Source organism: Streptomyces mirabilis (genome assembly GCF_039503195.1).
Taxonomy (GTDB): domain Bacteria; phylum Actinomycetota; class Actinomycetes; order Streptomycetales; family Streptomycetaceae; genus Streptomyces; species Streptomyces mirabilis_D.
Map to the genome: position 1 here is coordinate 5,326,481 of NZ_JBCJKP010000001.1, position 18,862 is coordinate 5,345,342.

At 67.9% G+C, this 18,862-nt stretch carries 12 protein-coding genes; 9 read left to right on the plus strand and 3 right to left on the minus strand.

The features are described 5' to 3' along the window. Positions 1-40: 40 nt before the first annotated feature. Together AAFF41_RS24655 and AAFF41_RS24660 are read right to left on the minus strand one after the other, a co-directional pair. Positions 41-1,552 (minus strand): glycosyltransferase family 87 protein, encoded by a 1,512-nt coding sequence (locus tag AAFF41_RS24655; protein ID WP_319752439.1) that lies wholly within the window; start codon positions 1,550-1,552, stop codon positions 41-43. A gap of 106 nt (positions 1,553-1,658) precedes the next feature. Further along, on the minus strand, positions 1,659-4,334 hold the full coding sequence (locus AAFF41_RS24660) for a transglycosylase domain-containing protein (RefSeq protein WP_319752438.1): 2,676 nt from the start codon (positions 4,332-4,334) through the stop codon (positions 1,659-1,661). A gap of 374 nt (positions 4,335-4,708) precedes the next feature. Here AAFF41_RS24660 and AAFF41_RS24665 point away from each other — a divergent pair, with 374 nt between their 5' ends. From AAFF41_RS24665 to AAFF41_RS24680, 4 genes are all read left to right on the plus strand, one after another. Continuing rightward, on the plus strand, positions 4,709-5,440 hold the full coding sequence (locus tag AAFF41_RS24665; RefSeq protein WP_319752437.1) for a PadR family transcriptional regulator: 732 nt from the start codon (positions 4,709-4,711) through the stop codon (positions 5,438-5,440). Positions 5,441-5,484: 44 nt separating this feature from the next. Continuing rightward, on the plus strand, positions 5,485-6,567 hold the full coding sequence (locus AAFF41_RS24670; RefSeq protein WP_054236446.1) for an inositol-3-phosphate synthase: 1,083 nt from the start codon (positions 5,485-5,487) through the stop codon (positions 6,565-6,567). Between the two features lie 124 nt (positions 6,568-6,691). Then, the gene (locus tag AAFF41_RS24675) at positions 6,692-7,954 is read left to right on the plus strand and encodes an MFS transporter (protein ID WP_343324640.1); all 1,263 of its coding nucleotides are present in this window, start codon (positions 6,692-6,694) and stop codon (positions 7,952-7,954) included. 112 nt (positions 7,955-8,066) lie between these two features. Beyond that, positions 8,067-8,579, plus strand: coding sequence for an LppU/SCO3897 family protein (locus AAFF41_RS24680; RefSeq protein WP_319752434.1), 513 nt, complete (start codon positions 8,067-8,069; stop codon positions 8,577-8,579). A gap of 122 nt (positions 8,580-8,701) precedes the next feature. Here the strand turns inward: AAFF41_RS24680 and AAFF41_RS24685 are convergent, their stop codons facing one another. Next, the gene (locus AAFF41_RS24685; RefSeq protein WP_319752433.1) at positions 8,702-10,168 is read right to left on the minus strand and encodes a CCA tRNA nucleotidyltransferase; all 1,467 of its coding nucleotides are present in this window, start codon (positions 10,166-10,168) and stop codon (positions 8,702-8,704) included. A 222-nt stretch (positions 10,169-10,390) separates the two neighbouring features. Between AAFF41_RS24685 and AAFF41_RS24690 the strand changes: the two genes are divergently transcribed. The 5 genes from AAFF41_RS24690 to AAFF41_RS24710 all read left to right on the plus strand — a co-directional run bounded on the left by AAFF41_RS24690 (position 10,391) and on the right by AAFF41_RS24710 (position 18,720). Further along, positions 10,391-12,835 (plus strand): DUF6049 family protein, encoded by a 2,445-nt coding sequence (locus AAFF41_RS24690; protein WP_319752432.1) that lies wholly within the window; start codon positions 10,391-10,393, stop codon positions 12,833-12,835. Positions 12,836-12,881: 46 nt separating this feature from the next. Next, the gene (gene murJ / locus AAFF41_RS24695; protein ID WP_319752431.1) at positions 12,882-15,185 is read left to right on the plus strand and encodes a murein biosynthesis integral membrane protein MurJ; all 2,304 of its coding nucleotides are present in this window, start codon (positions 12,882-12,884) and stop codon (positions 15,183-15,185) included. 118 nt (positions 15,186-15,303) lie between these two features. Then, on the plus strand, positions 15,304-17,019 hold the full coding sequence (locus AAFF41_RS24700; RefSeq protein ID WP_343324641.1) for a protein kinase family protein: 1,716 nt from the start codon (positions 15,304-15,306) through the stop codon (positions 17,017-17,019). Between the two features lie 28 nt (positions 17,020-17,047). Further along, on the plus strand, positions 17,048-17,779 hold the full coding sequence (gene sigM / locus AAFF41_RS24705) for an RNA polymerase sigma factor SigM (RefSeq protein WP_319752429.1): 732 nt from the start codon (positions 17,048-17,050) through the stop codon (positions 17,777-17,779). Next, complete coding sequence (locus AAFF41_RS24710) at positions 17,776-18,720, plus strand: hypothetical protein (RefSeq protein WP_319752428.1); 945 nt, start codon at positions 17,776-17,778, stop codon at positions 18,718-18,720. The genes sigM and AAFF41_RS24710 overlap by 4 nt, the downstream gene beginning before the upstream one ends. Positions 18,721-18,862 lie beyond the last annotated feature (142 nt).

The following is an 18,862-nucleotide window of genomic DNA, read 5'->3' on the forward strand; positions in this document are numbered from 1 at the left end:
TTCGCGTTGCCCGTCGAAGCCGGGACCGAGTCCTGTTCGCTCAGAGCGAACTGTCCTCCGGGGTCGACCCCCCGCCGTTGCCGCCCCATTCCACCTGAGGCCCGTCGAAGTGCGCCGCGTGCCGCGGTGGATGGGCCGCCGCGCCGAGCACGAAGACGTCCTCCGCGCCGTCCAGGACGCCGCCCGAGGGATCGTCCTCGCCCGCCCTGCGCACGACGTCCCGCTCCGGCATGAGGATGTCGCGTACGACCACGGCGCACAGGTACAGCGTGCCCAGAAGGTGGGCGGCGATCGCGAACTGGTACCCGTGTGAGGAGAGGCCCTTGTGGGCCTCCCCGCTGGTCGTGTACGCGAGGTACATCCAGATCCCCAGGAAGTACGCGACCTCGCACGCCTGCCAGATCAGGAAGTCCCGCCACTTCGGCCGGGCCAGCGCGGCCAGGGGAATCAGCCACAGCACGTACTGGGGCGAGTAGACCTTGTTGGTGAGGATGAAGGCCGCGACGATCAGGAAGGCCAGTTGGGCGAAGCGGGGGCGGCGCGGGGCGGTGAGCGCGAGCGCGGCCATGCCCCCGCAGACGAGCACCATCAGGACCAGTGCCCACGCGTTCGCCGTCTGGTAACTGATCGGGACCTTCCACCAGGTGGAGACGAACAGAAAGACCGAACCGAAGTCGATCCCCCTGGTCTGGCTGAAGCTGTAGAACTTCGCCCAGCCTTCCGGCGCGAGGTACATCACGGGGAGGTTCACCACGAGCCAGGCTCCGACCGCGCCCATGAGCGCGTTCCCGAACTCCCGCCACTTGCCCGCCCGCCAGCACAGCACGAGCAGCGGTCCCATGAGCAGGAACGGGTAGAACTTGGCGGCCGTGGCGAGCCCGAGCAGGACACCGAAGGCGAGGGAGCGGCCACGCGACCACATGAGCATCGCGGCGGCCAGCAGGGCCACCGCGAGGAGGTCCCAGTTGATGGTGGCCGTGAGCGCGAAGGCGGGCGCGAGGGCGACCAGAAGGCCGTCCCAGGGGCGCAGGCGGTGGGTGCGCACGGTGCATACGGCGATGACCGCCGCGCACACCATGAGCATCCCGGCGTTGACCATCCAGTAGATCTGCTCCTGGTGCTGGATGCTGCCGCCGCCCGGTGTGAGCCAGGCCGCGACCTCCATGAACAGACCGGTCAGGACCGGGTACTCGAGGTAGTCCATGTCGCCGGGGAGCTTGTCGAAGTACGGCACGAGCCCGTCGGCGAAACCGCGTCCCTGGTAGAGGTGCGGGATGTCGGAGTAGCACGCGTGCGTGTACTGCGTGCTGGCCCCGAAGAACCAGCCGCTGTCGTAGCAGGGCAGTTTCTGCACCATACCGAGGGCGAACATGCCGATCGCGACGAGCGCGACCACGCGTACCGGGGTCCACCAGGACGCCCCCAGCAGTGCTCTCCGTCCGATGGGGCCGCCGATCAGCTCGCTTCCGGCCGCGGCGACCTCGTCGTCCTTGGTCGGCCGCACCGGCTCCGGCTCGCGCACGCTCGTTCGCGTCGTCTCTGCACTGGGCATGGCGCACATCCTGCCGTACGCGTCTGAGAATGGCCGCAGCGGCGGTAAGAGAACAGGGGCCGTCAGCCACAGCTGACGGCCCCTGTTCCTCGGGTTGCGCGTCTGTCTATCCGCCGTTCTGTCCGGCGAAGATGCCGCCGTTGCCATTACCTCTGGTATTCCCGCTGGTAATGGTCGTTGTCGGCGTGGGTGAGGTGGTTCCGGTCGCACCGCCGGTGGTCCCCGTGTTCGTCCCGCCGTTGTTCCCACAGTTCCAGCCGAAGTTGCCGCAGGTGTCGGTCGGCGAAGCCGTGGGCGAGCTGCTGATGGACGGGCTGGGCGAGTTGCTCGGCGTCGGGCTGGCCGACGGCGACGGTGTGGTCGACGGGGTCGCGGACGGGCTCGGGGTGTCATTGAGGACCTTCCCGATGGGCTCGGGCGTCGGGAAGGGCTCCGCCTTCGTGCCCTTGAGCGCCTGCTCCATGTAGTCGTGCCAGATCTGGGCCGGGAACGAGGCGCCGTGGATCTTCTTCTCGCCGCCCGTGCCGTACATCTCCAGGAACGTGCGGCTCTTGTTGGACGCGTCGTCGTCCAAGCGGTACATGCCGATCGAGGTCGACAACTGCGGGGTGTATCCGACGAACCACGCCGACTTGTTGCCGTCGGTCGTACCCGTCTTACCGGCCACCTCGCGGCCGGTCAGCTGGGCGGCGGTGCCGGTTCCCTTATCGACAACCGTCTTCAGCACGTCGGTGACGTTGTCCGCGACCTGCGAAGAGAAGGCTTCCTTCGCCTTGGCGACACTTCTGTGCTCGAACACCGTGCCGTCCTTGCTGGTGATCTTCTCGACCGAGTACGGATCGTGCTGCTGGCCGCTGTCCGCGAAGGTGGCGTACGCGCCGGCCATACGGATCGCACTGGGGTCGGAGGTACCGATGGAGAACGAGGGAAAGTTGGAGCTCGCCAGACTGGTCTTGAGGATGCCCGCCTGCAGCACGGCCTGCTCGACCTTGTCCAGGCCTACGTCCATACCGAGTTGCACGTAGGCGGAGTTCACGGACTCCCTCATCGCCTCGCGGAGATCGATCTTGTAACTCGGCGGGTTGTACGACTCGTTTCCGTCGTTGGTCTGGAGCCACTCCTTGCCGTCCTTGTCGGTCCAGACGGAATGGTCATAGTTCTTGATCTTGAGCCTGTTCTTGCCGCTGTACAGGCTCTTCGGAGAGACCACCGTGCGTTCGTCCTCCGACTGCGACGACCCCAGGTCGGGATTCTTCACACCCCACTGCATGGCGGCTGCGAGCACGAACGGCTTGAACGTCGAACCCACCTGGGCACCGGTCTGGTCAGCGTTGTTCGTGAAGTGCTTGGTCGCGTCCTCACCGCCGTAGATGGCCTTGATCGCGCCCGTGGCTGGGTCGACGGAGGCCCCACCAAACTGGACGTAGGTGTCCGTATTCGGCCGCAGCTTGGGGTTTATCTTCTTCTTGCGGACTTCCTCCACGGCCTTCTCTAGCGCATTGACCTTCTTCTTGTCGAAGGTCGTTTTGATCGAGTAGCCGCCCTGCTGAAGCTGGTTCGCGGTGATCTTGGTGTTGTTGATGACGTAGGCCTTGGCGAGATCGACGAGATAGCCGATCTGGCCGCTGAGCCGAGTGTTCGACCGCGGGTTCTGAGCCTTGGGGAGCGTCTTGTACTTGGCCCGTTCCGTGGCGCTCAGGTGGCCGTACTTGACCTCTTTGTCCAGAGTGTCCGACCACTGGGCCGTGGCCCGCTTCGTGTTGGCCTCGGGAGTGGCGGCAGCGTCGAGCGATGTCGCACCCGCCGGGTCGTAGTACGTGGCGCCCTTGAGCATCGCCGCCAGGAAGGCGCACTGGCTCGGGTCGAGATACTCGGCGTCCTTGTTGAAGTACGCGCGCGCGGCCGCCTGGATCCCGTAGGCCCCGCGACCGTAGTACGCGGAGTTCAGGTAGCCAGCCATGATCTTTTTCTTGTCGACCGTGGCGCCCACCTTGATCGCGACGAAGATCTCCTTGAACTTCCGGGAGATCGTCTGCGACTGGTCGTCCAGCATCGCGTTCTTGACGTACTGCTGGGTGATGGTGGAACCACCCTGCGTCTGGCCGCCCTTGGCCATGTTCAAGAAGGCGCGCGCGATACCCCTCGGGTCGACGCCGCTGTCGGTCTCAAAGGTCTTGTTCTCCTGTGAGATGACGGCGTACCGCATCGCCGGGGGAATCTGCTCGTAGTTGATGATCTGGCGGTTCGTCTCACCACCGGTGGCGACCATCTGGCTGCCGTCGGCCCAGTAGTAGACGTTGTTCTGCGCCGTGGCGGTGTCCGCGATGTTCGGGACACTCACCATCGCGTACCCGATACCGGCCACGGCCACCAGGCTCCCGCAGAAGCCGATGAACAGTCCCGTCACCAGTTTCCAGGACGGCATCCAGCGCCCGGCTCCCGACTTGCCCGCGCGCGGGTAGTCGATGAAACGCTTCTTTACAGGCCCAGAGGCCCGCGCGCGCCCGGGGCCGTCAGGACCGCCGCGGCGGCCGCCGGGCCCTGTGGCGTCGGCGCCTCGGCGCCGACCGCCGCCGCTGCTTCTCTGAGCTGCGCGCCGGGCCTCGGCGCGGCCGGTGTACGGGCGCTCCTCCTCACCCCCCGACTCATAGGAGTCGGAAGGGGACCCGGTGGCGCCCCGCGGTGCCGCACGGCGGCCGGAGGACGGGCCGGTCTGGCCGCGTCGGGCCGCGGCACGTCCGCCGCCCTGTGGCTGCGACGGTTTGCGACGGTGCTCGCTCATCGAACGATTACTCCTCGGGCAGGCGCACCCGTGCGCGCCTGGAAACGGCAGCTGGTTTCCGGTCCCCCCGAAGTACGGATGCGGTCGTTTGCGCATTCACCCGTACTGCACCAGGGACGAGGACGCCCTCAGGCGTCACTCGGTTCCCGGTGGTTTTGCATGGCGCACAGACTACGCACCGTCAAAACCCCCCTAATCCTGAAGTTCACCCCAAATCAGGCAACTTGCTTCGTATGAATCGGTGATGTGACGCCGTTCACCATGGTCCCCCTTGTCGCAGACGGACGGCCGATCTATCGTGCTGATGTATCGAGTCGATACATCAGCTCGGCATAAAGAACGTGCCGAGGAGACCGCGACAGCGAGGAGGCGATATGAACCGGCGTTCCGGGATCCTCGAGTTCGCCGTCCTCGGCCTGCTTCGCGAGTCCCCGATGCACGGCTACGAGTTGCGCAAACGACTCAATACGTCACTGGGTGTGTTCCGTGCGTTCAGCTACGGGACGCTCTATCCCTGCCTCAAGACGCTGGTCGCGAGCGGCTGGTTGATCGAGGAATCGGGGAGCACCACCGAGGACGCCCTCGCGGCCCCGCTTGCTGGGCGGCGAGCCAAGATCGTCTATCGGTTGACGGCTGAAGGTAAAGAGCACTTCGAGGAGCTGCTCGCGCAGACGGGGCCCGACGCGTACGAGGACGAGCACTTCGCCGCTCGGTTCGCGTTCTTCGGGCAGACGTCACGCGACGTGCGCATGCGCGTACTGGAGGGCCGCCGCAGTCGGCTCGAGGAGCGACTGGAGAAGATGCGTGCCTCGCTGGCACGCACCAGGGAGCGCCTCGACGACTACACCCTTGAGCTCCAGCGCCACGGAATGGAGTCCGTGGAGCGCGAAGTGCGCTGGCTGAACGAGCTCATCGAGAGCGAGCGAGCAGGACGGGACGTCAAGGATTCCGCCTCCGAAGGCACCTCCCGAGGTGTCCCCGAAGGCAGCTCCCCGGGCGCCTTCGAAGGCTCCGCTCAGCAGAACAGCACATCTGGAGAGACGGGCGGCCTGCCCCGGCACCGGGACCAGTCCCGGCCGGATCCGTCCGACGACACCACCACGTGAGGTCCAGTCGGGGCTTCACCTCGTACACACAGGGAGCAACCGGAATGGGTTCGGTTCGCGTAGCCATCGTCGGCGTGGGCAACTGCGCCGCCTCGCTGGTGCAGGGCGTCGAGTACTACAAGGACGCCGACCCGGCGTCCAAGGTCCCGGGTCTGATGCACGTCCAGTTCGGCGACTACCACGTCGGTGACGTCGAGTTCGTCGCCGCCTTCGACGTCGACGCGAAGAAGGTCGGCCTCGACCTCTCCGACGCCATCGGTGCCAGCGAGAACAACACCATCAAGATCTGCGACGTCCCGAACAAGGGCGTCACGGTCCAGCGCGGCCACACCCTCGACGGTCTCGGCAAGTACTACCGCATGACCATCGAGGAGTCCGCCGAGGCGCCGGTCGACGTCGTCCAGATCCTCAAGGACAAGCAGGTCGACGTCCTCATCTGCTACCTGCCCGTCGGTTCCGAGGACGCGGCGAAGTTCTACGCCCAGTGCGCCATCGACGCCAAGGTCGCCTTCGTCAACGCCCTCCCGGTCTTCATCGCCGGCACCAAGGAGTGGGCGGACAAGTTCACCGAGGCCGGTGTCCCGATCGTCGGCGACGACATCAAGTCGCAGGTCGGCGCCACCATCACGCACCGTGTGATGGCGAAGCTGTTCGAGGACCGCGGTGTCCGTCTCGAGCGCACGATGCAGCTCAACGTCGGCGGCAACATGGACTTCAAGAACATGCTGGAGCGCGACCGCCTCGAGTCGAAGAAGATCTCGAAGACGCAGGCCGTCACCTCGCAGATCCCCGACCGCGACATGGGCGAGAAGAACGTCCACATCGGTCCCTCGGACTACGTGGCCTGGCTCGACGACCGCAAGTGGGCGTACGTCCGTCTCGAGGGCCGCGCCTTCGGTGACGTCCCGTTGAACCTGGAGTACAAGCTCGAGGTCTGGGACTCCCCGAACTCCGCGGGTGTCATCATCGACGCCCTGCGCGCCGCGAAGATCGCCAAGGACCGCGGCATCGGTGGCCCGATCCTGTCCGCGTCCTCGTACTTCATGAAGTCCCCGCCGGTCCAGTACTTCGACGACGAGGCCTTCGCCAACGTCGAGAAGTTCATCAAGGGCGAGGTCGAGCGCTAGCAAGACAGGCCTCCGAGCGCCGTCGAGACACGGCGCGGAGCGCCGAGGGGCTTTTCGCTCCTGCCCGTCGAGGGTCCCTGGGTCTTTGACCCGGGGACCTTCCTCGTATGTGAGGCTGTGCCCCATGGCCGTCGTGCGTGACCTGCGCGTCCTCCTGCGCTTCCAAGGCTTCAGACGCCTGCTCGGTGTCCGGTTGCTGTCCCAGGGTGCCGACGGCGTCTACCAGGTCGCGCTGGCCGCGTACGTCGTCTTCTCACCGGAGAAGCAGACCTCAGCAGCCTCGATCGCCTCCGCGATGGCGGTACTGCTCCTGCCGTACTCCCTGGTCGGCCCCTTCGCCGGCGTCCTGCTGGACCGCTGGCGCCGCCGCCAGGTCCTCCTGTACGGCAATCTGCTGCGGACCGCGCTGGCCTGCGTGACGGCCGTGCTGATGGTGAGCCATGTCCCCGACTGGCTCTTCTACGCCTCCGCGCTGTGCGTCACCGCGGTCAACCGGTTCGTCCTCGCGGGCCTCTCGGCCGCCCTGCCCCGAGTCGTCGACTCCCACCGGCTGGTCATGGCCAACGCCCTGTCGCCCACCGCCGGGACACTCGCCGCGACCGCGGGCGGCGGTCTCGCGTTCGTCGTACGACTGGTCGCCTCGCACTCGGATGCGGCGGTCGTCCTCCTCGGTGCGACCCTCTATCTGTGCGCCGCGCTCGCCTCGCTGCGCATCGCACCGGAACTGCTCGGCCCCGACCAGGAGTTGGTGCAGCCGAGCCTGCGTACGTCCCTCACCGGCACCGCGCGCGGTCTCGTGGCCGGTGTGCGCCATCTCGCCGAGCCCGAGCGGCGGGAGGCGGCCTGGGCGCTCCTGTCGATGACCCTGATGCGCTTCTGCTACGGCGCCCTGACCGTCATGGTGTTGATGCTGTGCCGGTACGCCTGGTCGTCCGGCTCCGACGGCGGGCTCGCTCTGCTGGGCCTGGCGGTGGGCATCTCCGGGGCGGGCTTCTTCGTCGCGGCCGTGGTGACGCCCTGGGCAGTGGGGCGACTGGGCCCCGGCGGCTGGATCGCCGCGTGCGCGGCCGCGGCGGCGGTCCTGGAACCGGCGCTCGGCCTCCCCTTCGAGGCGGCGCCCATGATGGCCGCCGCCTTCGTTCTGGGCCTGACCACACAGGGCGCGAAGATCGCCACCGACACGATCGTGCAGTCCTCGGTCGACGACGGTTACCGCGGCCGGATCTTCTCCGTCTACGACGTCCTGTTCAACGTCGCCTTCGTCGGCGCGGCCGCAGTAGCCGCCCTGATGCTGCCTCCTGACGGACGCTCAGCTTCCCTTGTCGTCACTCTGGCCTCGGCCTACGCGGCAATTGCTGTTGCTATGGCCCGCTTTGAGATGCAGTAAGTGTCACATCAGGGCCACAGAGCCTCTCTGGGCTACTGCGTTGTCAGTCGGTCCCGATAACTTACGTGCGTCTTATTCACGCCACGCGCTTACGTTCCAGGGGGACCCCTAAGTGACTACTCCGCCGCCCCAGGGCCAGAACCCGTTCGCCCAGGGCCAGCAGCCCTACGGACAGCCGCCCCAGGGCCAGGCTCCGTACGGGCCGCCGCCGCAGGGTTACCCCCAGCAGCCGGGTTACCCCCAGCAGCCCGGCCAGCCCGGCTTCCCGCAGCAGGGGCCGATTCCCTACGCTCCGGTCGCGCCGCAACGGCCGAAGCGCGGCGTCAAGTGGTACCTGCGCATCGTCATCGTGGTCTGTGCGCTCATAGCTGCCGTCGTCGGCTACATATCGAGCCGCCACGACCCCGACACCGCCAAAGTCGGTGACTGCATGAGCATCAGCAACCCGAACAGCTCCACGGACCCCGGCCTCAAGGTCGTGGACTGCACCAGCTCCAAGGCCAAGTACAAGGTCGCAGAAAAGAAGAGCGACAACTCCGGTTGCGACCGCACCAAGTACGCCCAGTACACCGAGTCCGGCAAGGACGACTTCACCCTCTGCCTGTCGGAGTACTCCGCCAAGTAAGGGCGTCGCCGATACACAAGGGGCGGTGTTTCACGTGAAACACCGCCCCTTGTTGTTCCCGGCGCAGACCCGGGGTCATGTTTCACGTGAAACATGACCCCGCGTGGCTCGCTCGGTGAGCCTCAGCCCTGCTCGGCCCACCACTCCTTGAGTGCCGTCACCGCCGCGTCGTGCTCCATCGGCCCGTTCTCCAGTCTCAGCTCCAGCATGAACTTGTACGCCTGGCCGATCGCCGGGCCGGGGCCGATGCCCAGGATCTCCATGATCTGGTTGCCGTCGAGGTCGGGACGGATCGAGTCCAGCTCCTCCTGCTCCTGGAGCTCGGCGATGCGCTCCTCCAGGCCGTCATACGCCTGAGAGAGCGCCGTCGCCTTGCGCTTGTTGCGCGTAGTGCAGTCGGAGCGGGTCAGCTTGTGGAGCCGGTCGAGGAGCGGACCCGCGTCACGTACATAGCGACGGACCGCGGAGTCCGTCCACTCGCCGGTGCCGTATCCGTGAAAACGCAGATGAAGTTCGACCAGACGCGAGACGTCCTTCACCAGGTCGTTGGAGTACTTGAGCGCCGTCATCCGCTTCTTGGTCATCTTCGCGCCCACCACCTCGTGGTGGTGGAAGGAGACCCGACCGTCCTTCTCGAAGCGCCGCGTCCTCGGCTTGCCGATGTCGTGCAGCAGCGCGGCGATCCGGAGCGTCAGGTCCGGACCATTTTCCTCGAGCGCCATGGCCTGTTCCAGGACGATCAGCGTGTGGTCGTAGACGTCCTTGTGCCGGTGGTGCTCATCACGTTCCAGTCGCAGCGCGGGAAGCTCCGGCAGCACATGGTCGGCGAGGCCGGTGTCCACGAGCAGCGTCAGACCCTTGCGCGGGTGAGCGGAGAGGATCAGCTTGTTCAGCTCGTCCCGCACCCGCTCCGCCGAGACGATCTCGATGCGCCCAGCCATGTCCGTCATCGCGGCGACGACGTCGGGGGCCACCTCGAAGTCGAGCTGCGCGGCGAACCGCGCGGCCCGCATCATCCGCAGCGGATCGTCGGAGAAGGACTCCTCAGGCGTACCCGGGGTACGCAGGACCCGCGCGGACAGGTCGCCCCGACCGCCGTACGGATCGATGAACTCCTTCTCCGGCAGCGCCACGGCCATCGCGTTCACGGTGAAGTCACGGCGCACGAGGTCTTCCTCGATCGAGTCGCCGTAGGACACCTCGGGCTTGCGCGAGGTCCGGTCGTACGCCTCGGAGCGGTACGTCGTGATCTCGATCTGGAACGACTGCTGGACGTCGTCCACGCGGGCGTCCTTCTGCGCGCCGACGGTGCCGAAGGCGATCCCGACCTCCCAGACGGCGTCCGCCCAGGGCCGCACGATCTTCAGTACGTCATCGGGGCGGGCGTCGGTCGTGAAGTCCAGATCATTGCCGAGCCGGCCAAGGAGCGCGTCCCGGACCGAGCCACCGACCAGGGCGAGTGAGAACCCCGCCTCCTGGAAACGGCGGGCGAGGTCGTCGGCGACAGGGGACACCCGCAACAGTTCACTCACCGCGCGGCGCTGCACCTGACTCAGGGCACTGGGGTTGTCTTCGTTGGCGTTCGGCACAACAGAAAAGGGTACGTGGCCGAGGCACTCGCGGGCGCCTCCATAAAACGTGCACAGCCATCCCCTTCTCATGGGGGGATCAATACTTACGCATACAGGACACTCGGCCCTGTCTACTGATCTTGTGGAGCGGTCCGCGGCACTTACCCTCGGCGCACATCGTTACCATGCGTGGACGCACATTCCGACGACCACTGACGACGACGAGGGACGGACGAGCGCGTGGCCGAGGCGGCAGACTTCCAGGGGATGAGTCCCTCACCTGCCCGCCGGTGGCTGCGGCGCACCGGCACACTGCTGGCCGGCGCGCCCCTGCTGGCCGGCGTGCTCCAGCTGCCCTCTTCCCCGGCCGCACACGCCGCTCAGACGGCCGCTGTGGCCGACGCCACCGGGTCCGGCACGGTGGACATCTCCCTCGACTCGCTGACCCCCAGCGCGCCCACGGAGGACGACACGATCACCGTCTCCGGTTCGGTCACCAACAAGGGCAGGCAGACCGTCACGGGCGCGCACGTGGGCCTGCGGGTGGGCCCGACACTCCAGGGCCGGGTCGCCATCGACGACGCGGAGAAGCGCACCGGGTTCCAGCTGGGCCCTGACCCCCTGGAGGTCGGCGACAAGTACGTCGAGAAGTTCTCCAAGCTCGCCACGGGCGTCTCGCAGCACTTCAGCATCTCGGTGCCCGTCAAGGACCTGAACCTCGACTCCGACGGGGTGTACCAGCTCGGCGTCTCCCTCACCGGCCAGACCGCCGCGCAGCCGTGGGACCAGGTGCTCGGCATCGAGCGGACGTTCCTGCCCTGGCAGCCCGCCGGCGCCGACACGAAGACGAAGACGACGTATCTCTGGCCGCTGATCTCGGCGGTCCACCTGCGGGCGGAGACCGGCTCGGACGCGCAGCAGACGCCCGTCTTCCAGAACGACGACCTGGCCAAGGAGATCTCCCCCGGCGGCCGCCTGGACCAGCTCCTGTCCCTGGGCAGCGACCTCGACGTCACCTGGGTCCTCGACCCGGACCTGCTGGCCTCCGTCGACGCCATGACGCGCAGCTACCAGATCAAGGACGGCGACACCACGACGGCGGGCAAGAACCAGGCCGTCGCCAAGGCGTGGCTCGACAAGCTCGAGAAGACCGTCGCGGACAAGGACAAGGAAGTCGTCGCTCTCCCCTTCGCCGACCCCGACCTCGCGTCGCTGGCGCACAACGGCAAGGACGTCACGGGCTCCCTCAGCCACCTCAAGGACGCGACGGACGTGGCCTCCAGCACGGTGCAGACGATCCTTCATGTGAAGCCGAACACGGACTTCGCCTGGCCCGCCGAGGGCGCGGTCGATCCGTCGATCGTCAAGGTCGCCACCTCCGCCGGCGCCGACAAGGTGATCGCCCGCAGCGACAGCCTGCGCGAGACCGGCGGCCTGACCTACACACCCACCGCCGCCCGCCCCATCGGGGGCGGCACGACGGCGGTGGTCGCGGACTCCAGGCTGTCGACCGCGTTCGAGGGCGACATGGCGAAGGCCGACAACTCGACGCTCGCCGTGCAGGAATTCCTGGCCCAGAGCCTGATGGTCGATCTGCAGGAGCCGAGCAAGCAGCGGAGCATCGTCGTCGCCCCGCAGCGCATGCCTTCCGTGAGCCAGGCCCAGACCATGGCGACGGCGGTGAGGGCCCTCCAGAACGGGAACTGGTCCGACTCCCAGAACCTCTCCGCGGCCGCCAAGGCCAAGCCGGACCCGAGCGCCACGACGAAGGTGCCCTCGGCGTCCTCGTACCCCTCCTCGCTGCGCAAGCAGGAGCTGCCGCGGTCGGCCTTCGAGGAGATCCAGCGCACACAGAGCACGCTCGACAACTTCAAGGCCATCCTCACCGACAAGTCCCGCGTGGTCACTCCCTTCGGTCGGGCCATAGACCGAGGGATGTCCACGTCCTGGCGCGGCCGTGCCGACCAGGCGGGGACCTTCCGCAAGGGTGTCGAGTCGTACCTGGACGACCTCACCGGTCTCGTCAGGCTGATCGACAAGTCCGACGCGAAGCTCTCGGGCCGCAGTGCCACGATCCCCGTGACGGTGCAGAACAACCTCGTGCAGGGCGTCCACCACCTGGTGCTGCGTCTCACCTCACAGCAGCCGACCCGACTCAAGATCGGCGACGACACCTTCGACGAGCGGCCGATCCAGGTCGCGGGCGAGCACAGCCAGTCGGTGAAGTTCACCACCTCCGCCAAGGCCAACGGTCCGGTGACGGTCGTCGCGCAGTTGTTCACGGACGACGGCCAGGCGTACGGTCCCCCCGTCAGATTCGAAGTGAAGGTCACCGAGATCACTCCGACGGTGATGCTGGTGATCGGCGGTGGCGTCCTGCTGCTCGTGCTCGCCGGATTCCGGATGTACACCCAGCGCAAGCGCGCGGCAGCCCGCCAGGCCGCGGAGGAGCAGGAGAACACCCCCGACACCGAGTGTGGGGCCGAGGCCCTGAACGGCGTGAACACGGACGCCGAGGGCACCGTAGACACTACTGAGGACACCGAGCGCTCCAAGGACGGTCCCGACGGGGAGTCCACGACGGAGTCCGGGGCAGACGACCCGGAGCACCCGAGTGACCCGACACCGGACACCGCACCGGAAAGCACCGACCCGTCCGGCACGGGTGAGAGAGTGGACCGTTGAGCGATGTCGTGGCCGGTGGGCCCGGGGACGATGAGGTGGGGTAACCATGAACGCGCCGTACGACGGTGACCGCGGCCAGGGCGCGGGCAACTCGGGCTACCCCGAGGGCTACCCGGACCAGGCCGCGGGCGGCTCGGGCTACCCGGACGGCTACCCGGACCAGGGCATGGCCAACGCCGGCTACCCCGAGGGGTACCCGGAGGGGCCACCGGCCGACCCCGCGCAGCAGCCGCAGGGGCAGTACCAGGACATGTACTTCCAGGACGCCTATACCCAGGACCCGTACCGGGCGCAGGACCTCGCCGCCCAGGATCCGGTGTCCGAAGCGCTGTACGACCGTGCCGCACACCCCCCGCCGCCCCCGGGCTCCTACTACCCGCAGCAGCCGCTCTACGCCCAGCCGCCCACCTCGCAGTACACCCCCGACCCCCGTGTGTGGGCCCAGACGCCCCCGCCGGAGCCCGCGGGCCCGACGCGGCACCTGCCCTACGGTGAGGACGCCCGCACGACCCAGTTCGTCGGCGTGGACGACCTCGTGACCCAGGCCGGCGAGCAGCAGCACGAGCCCGACGCCTTCGCCCACCTCTTCCGCGACCAGGGCCAGGCAGGCACCCGTACATCCGTCGCCGCGCCCGGCGTACCGTCGCCGGCCCACGAGCCGGCTCCGGCCGCCCCGCAGACCCCCGCGCCCGAACCGGCGCCCACCGCGAAGAAGCCCGGCGGACGCGCCTCGGGCCTGCTGAAGTCGAGTGCGGTGATGGCGGCGGGCACGCTGGTGTCCCGGCTCACCGGCTTCATCCGCTCCGCGCTGATCGTCTCGGCCCTGGGTATCGGTTTCCTGGGCGACTCCTTCCAGGTCGCGTACCAACTGCCGACGATGATCTACATCCTCACCGTGGGCGGCGGCCTCAACTCGGTCTTCGTGCCACAGCTGGTACGCGCCATGAAGGACGACGAAGACGGCGGCGAGGCCTTCGCCAACCGGCTGCTGACCCTCGTCATGGTGGCGCTCGGCCTGCTCACCGCACTCGCGGTCTTCGCCGCCCCGCTGCTCGTCCGGATGCTGTCGACGTCGGTCGCGGACAACCCCGCGGCCAATGAGGTCGCCGTCACCTTCACCCGCTACTTCCTGCCCACGATCTTCTTCATGGGCATCCACGTGGTGATGGGCCAGATCCTCAACGCCCGCGGGAAATTCGGCGCGATGATGTGGACCCCGGTCCTGAACAACATCGTCATCATCGTGACGCTCGGCATGTTCATCTGGGTGTACGGCACCGCGGCGAACTCCGGCATGGAGGTCACGAACATCCCGCCGGACGGGCAGCGGCTCCTCGGTGTAGGCGTCCTCCTCGGCCTCGTCGTGCAGGCCCTCGCGATGATTCCGTATCTGCGCGAGACCGGATTCCGCATGCGGCTGCGCTTCGACTGGAAGGGCCACGGCCTGGGCAAGGCCGCGATGCTCGCCAAGTGGACCGTGCTCTTCGTCCTCGCGAACCAGGCCGGCGCCCTCGTCGTCACTCAGCTGGCCACCGCCGCCACCAATGACAGCAAGGTCAAGGGTGTCGGCTTCTCCGCCTACGCCAACGCCCAGCTCGTGTGGGGCCTGCCGCAGGCCATCATCACGGTCTCGTTGATGGCGGCGCTGCTTCCGCGCATCGCCCGTTCGGCCCATGAGGGCGACAGCGGAGCCGTCCGTGACGACATCTCCCAGGGACTGCGCACGACTGCCGTGGCCATCGTGCCGATCGCCTTCGGCTTCGTCGCCCTCGGCATCCCGATGTGCACCCTGATCTTCGGTTCCTCGGGCACCAGCGAAGCCACCAACATGGGCTTCATGCTCATGGCCTTCGGCCTCGGCCTGATCCCGTACTCCGTGCAGTACGTCGTCCTGCGTGCTTTCTACGCGTACGAGGACACGCGCACCCCCTTCTACAACACGGTCATCGTCGCCGCCGTCAACGCCGCGGCCTCCGCCGCGTGCTACTTCGTGCTTCCGTCCCGCTGGGCCGTGGTCGGTATGGCCGCCTCCTACGGTCTCGCCTACGCGATCGGCGTCGGCGTCGCCTGGAACAGGCTGCGCAAGCGGCTCGGCGGTGACCTGGACGGCACCCGCGTCCTGCAGACGTACGCCCGTCTCGGCATCGCCTCGGTGCCCGCGGCCCTGCTGAGCGGCGCGGCCTGCTACGGCATCGGCCACACCCTCGGACAGGGCGTCGGGGGCTCCCTGGCGGCCCTCCTCGCGGGCGGCATCGCCCTGCTCGGCGTCTTCTACGTCGCCGCGCGGAAAATGCGGATCGAAGAACTCAACTCAATGGTCGGAATGGTCCGCGGGCGCCTGGGGCGCTGAGGCGGGGGTACGCGCACAACCATCGTCCGTCGCCGTGTGTCGTGCATAGCGCCGGACTGTGGGCACAATTGGTTTCTGCGTCGGACAGCGCGCAACGAATGGGGAGGCGGGAACGACGGTGGCGGAACGGAGCACGGCTGCCGTCGACGTGGCAGACAACAGCGGCGACGAGCCGCTGACCGCCAAGGCGGACCAGTCCACGTCCGACGGGGTGGCCCAGAACCGGGAGCGGGAGACGGACAGCGAAGAGGCACAGGGGAGCGGCGGGACCGAGAGTCCCGGAAAGGCCTCACCGCCCGAACTGCACAGCGGACACAAACTCGCCAGGCGTTACCGCCTCGAGGAGTGCGTCACCCGTCTGGACGGTTTCAGCAGTTGGCGTGCGGTGGACGAGAAACTCCGCCGCGCCGTCGGCGTGCATCTCCTGCCCGCCGACCATCCACGGGCCCGCTCCGTACTGGCGGCGGCCCGTTCCTCGGCCCTGCTGGGCGATCCCCGGTTCGTCCAGGTCCTGGACGCGGTCGAAGAGAACGACCTCGTCTATGTGGTGCACGAGTGGCTGCCGGACGCCACGGAGCTCACCGCGCTGCTGGCCTCGGCCCCACTGGAGGTGCACGAGGCCTACCAGATGGTCAGCCAGGTCTCCCAGGCCATGGCCGCCGCGCACCGTGAGGGCCTCGCGCATCTGCGGCTGACGCCCAGTGCCGTGCTGCGCACCTCGACCGGCCAGTGGCGCATCCGTGGGCTCGCCGTGAACGCCGCGCTGCGTGGCATCAGCTCGGAGACCCCACAGCGCACCGACACCGAGGCGATCGGGGCGCTCCTGTACGCCGCGCTCACCCAGCGCTGGCCCTACGACAACGACGCCTACGGTCTGTCCGGGCTGCCCAGGGGGGTCGGCCTGATCGCTCCCGACCAGGTACGCGCCGGTGTCCACCGGGGCCTGTCGGAGCTCGCCATGCGCGCGCTCGCCAACGACGGCGCGACCGCCTCCCGTCACGAGACTCCGTGCACCACGCCGGAGGAACTGGTGAAGGCGATCGCCGAGATGCCCCGCATCCGCCCGCCGGAGCCCACGTTCACGGCCCCGCCGGAGTATCAGCGCACCTCGTACCAGCAGGGCTACGGCCGCCCCGCGCCCCACATGGGCGCCACGCAGCCTGTGACGGCCCCGCCGCCCCCGCTGCAGAGCCGCACCGGCAAGGCCCTCAAGTGGGCCGTGTCGGCCCTCCTGATCGCCGCCCTGGGCCTCGGCAGCTGGCAGCTCGCGGAGGCTCTGATGGACCACAGCAAGTCCGACGACACACAGAAGACCAAGACGACGGACGGCAACGGCAAGGGCACCGACAAGACCAAGCCGGTCAAGCCGATCACCATCGCGGGTGCGCAGGAGTACGTCGCGAAGGGTGACGCCCAGGCGCCCGGGGACGTGGGCAAGACGTACGACGGCGACAGCTCGACGTACTGGCGGAGCAAGAGCTTCGTGGACGGTCCGGAGATGAAGCCGGCCTTCAAGCCCGGGGTCGGCATCGTCTACGACCTCGGTTCGCAGCAGACCGTCACGGGGGCTTCGATAGGGCTCCGGTACCCCGGGGACCACACGACGATCACCCTCTATGGGACGGACTCGATGAGTTCCTCGACGTCGGTGGATTCGATGACGAAGATCGGGACCATCACGACGAGCGGCACCAGCGCGAAGATCACGGTCAGCAAGAAGGCGAAGACTCAGTACGTGCTGCTCTGGATCACGGCGATGCCCTACGCGTCCGGTGATCAGTACAGCGGCGCCGGCTACAAGCAAGCCATCACGGACGTGAAGTTCACCAGCTGACGTTCGTCGACGAAGGGGAGGGGGTCCGATGGCCGATGAAACCGGATACGGCGACGCAAGCGATCAGGACCTCCTCGCCCGTCACGTAGCGGGCGACCACGAGGCCTTCGGCGAGATCGTGCGGCGTCATCGCGACCGGCTCTGGGCAGTCGCTCTGAGGACGCTGGGAGACCGCGAGGAGGCCGCTGACGCCGTCCAGGACGCACTGGTCTCCGCCTACCGGGCCGCTCACACCTTCCGCGGCCAGTCGGCCGTCACGACCTGGCTGCACCGCATCACGGTGAACGCCTGCCTGGACCGCGCCCGCAAGGCCGCTTCCAGGAAGACGTCTCCCGTCGATGACACCGAGCGCCTGGAACAGCTCCTCGAACCGCACGAGTCCGCCTCCGCCCCGGCCGAGCGCAACGATCTGCACCGCGAGCTGCTGACGGCACTGAGTACGCTCCCGGCCGACCAGCGCGCCGCTCTCGTCCTCGTGGACATGCAGGGCTACCCCGTGGCGGAGGCGGCCCGCGTCCTCGATGTGCCCGTCGGCACGGTGAAGAGCCGTTGCGCACGGGGCAGAGCCAGACTGCTCCCGCTGCTCACCCATCTCCGTGCAGACAACGGAAGCGGCGGGGGCGGCAACAAGTCGGGCGGCGGAAGGAACCGGACGCAGGGGGCATCCGTCCCACCGGCAGCGGGACCGCACGATGCAGGTCCTCGTGATGCAGGACCAAGCGATTCAGCTGCTGTGAAGGGCGGAGGTGGGCGAGCGTGACATCCACGACGGATACGGCCGGGCACCCGGATGTCGCGGAGATCTCCGACCTCTCCGAGGGGCTGCTCCCACCTTCCCGCACCGCGGACGTACGGCGACACCTCGACGAGTGCGTGCTCTGCGCCGACGTGTACGACTCCCTGGAGGAGATCCGGGGACTGCTCGGCACTGTGCCGGGCCCCACGCGCATGCCCGATGACGTGGCCGGCCGTATCGATGCCGCCCTTGCCGCGGAGGCTCTGCTGAGTGCCACGGCGCCCGACCGTGAAACGGCCGAGGACGACAGCGCGGGTGTTTCACGTGAAACACCGTTCGCCGGGGTTTCATACACGTCCGGCGAACCGAACCCTGCTTCCCTCGCCGACCGTCCCTCGGGACGCTCCCACGCTGCCACCGGTCCCGGTCGCTCACGTCGGGGCCGCCGTGGGCGTCGCAGGGTGGTCGTTCTCGGCACGGTGTTCACGGCCGCCGCTCTCGGGCTGGGCACGATCCTCGTGCAGTCGCTGGGCGACGGCTCCGGCAAGAGCCCGCAGACGGTGACGCAGCAGGGAGCGAAGGACACTTTTTCCGAGGGGAAGCTGAAGACTCAGGTCGCGGATCTCCTCGCGAAGAACAGGAGCGCGAGCACCCCCTCCGCCAGCCCCAAGCGTCCTTGGGGAGTCCAGTCCAACGACGCGGGCAACGGGTCCGCCGGGGTCGACACCTTGATCACACCCACGGTGCAGGTCCCCGACTGTATTCAGAAGGGGACCGGAAGCACCGCGACGATCCTCGCGGCGCAGCAGGGCACGTACAAGGGGACGACGGTGTATCTCGTCGTCGTGCCCGACGCCTCCGACAGCACGAAGGTCACGGCGTACATCGTCGAAGCCGCGTGCGTAAAACAGGCTTCGGCATCCCCTGGCAAGCTCCTGCTGACGCACTCGTACGCCCGCTCCTGAGCGCCTCCGCGTCGACCGGCCGCCTCCCCAATAACCCCATGGGATCTCTGTGCGGTGTCTCGTCTCCGTGTGCCCGGACACAGAGGGAATGCAAGCCCCTTAGGATCCGTTGGGTGGGGTGAGAGTTCTGAGAGAGGCTCCC

Bases quoted from the DNA above. Each gene is read 5' to 3' on its own strand.
- AAFF41_RS24655 (WP_319752439.1), bottom strand. From the start codon at position 1,552: ATGCCCAGTGCAGAGACGACGCGAACGAGCGTGCGCGAGCCGGAGCCG.
- AAFF41_RS24660 (WP_319752438.1), bottom strand. From the start codon at position 4,334: ATGAGCGAGCACCGTCGCAAACCGTCGCAGCCACAGGGCGGCGGACGT.
- AAFF41_RS24665 (WP_319752437.1), top strand. From the start codon at position 4,709: ATGAACCGGCGTTCCGGGATCCTCGAGTTCGCCGTCCTCGGCCTGCTT.
- AAFF41_RS24670 (WP_054236446.1), top strand. From the start codon at position 5,485: ATGGGTTCGGTTCGCGTAGCCATCGTCGGCGTGGGCAACTGCGCCGCC.
- AAFF41_RS24675 (WP_343324640.1), top strand. From the start codon at position 6,692: ATGGCCGTCGTGCGTGACCTGCGCGTCCTCCTGCGCTTCCAAGGCTTC.
- murJ (WP_319752431.1), top strand. From the start codon at position 12,882: ATGAACGCGCCGTACGACGGTGACCGCGGCCAGGGCGCGGGCAACTCG.
- sigM (WP_319752429.1), top strand. From the start codon at position 17,048: ATGGCCGATGAAACCGGATACGGCGACGCAAGCGATCAGGACCTCCTC.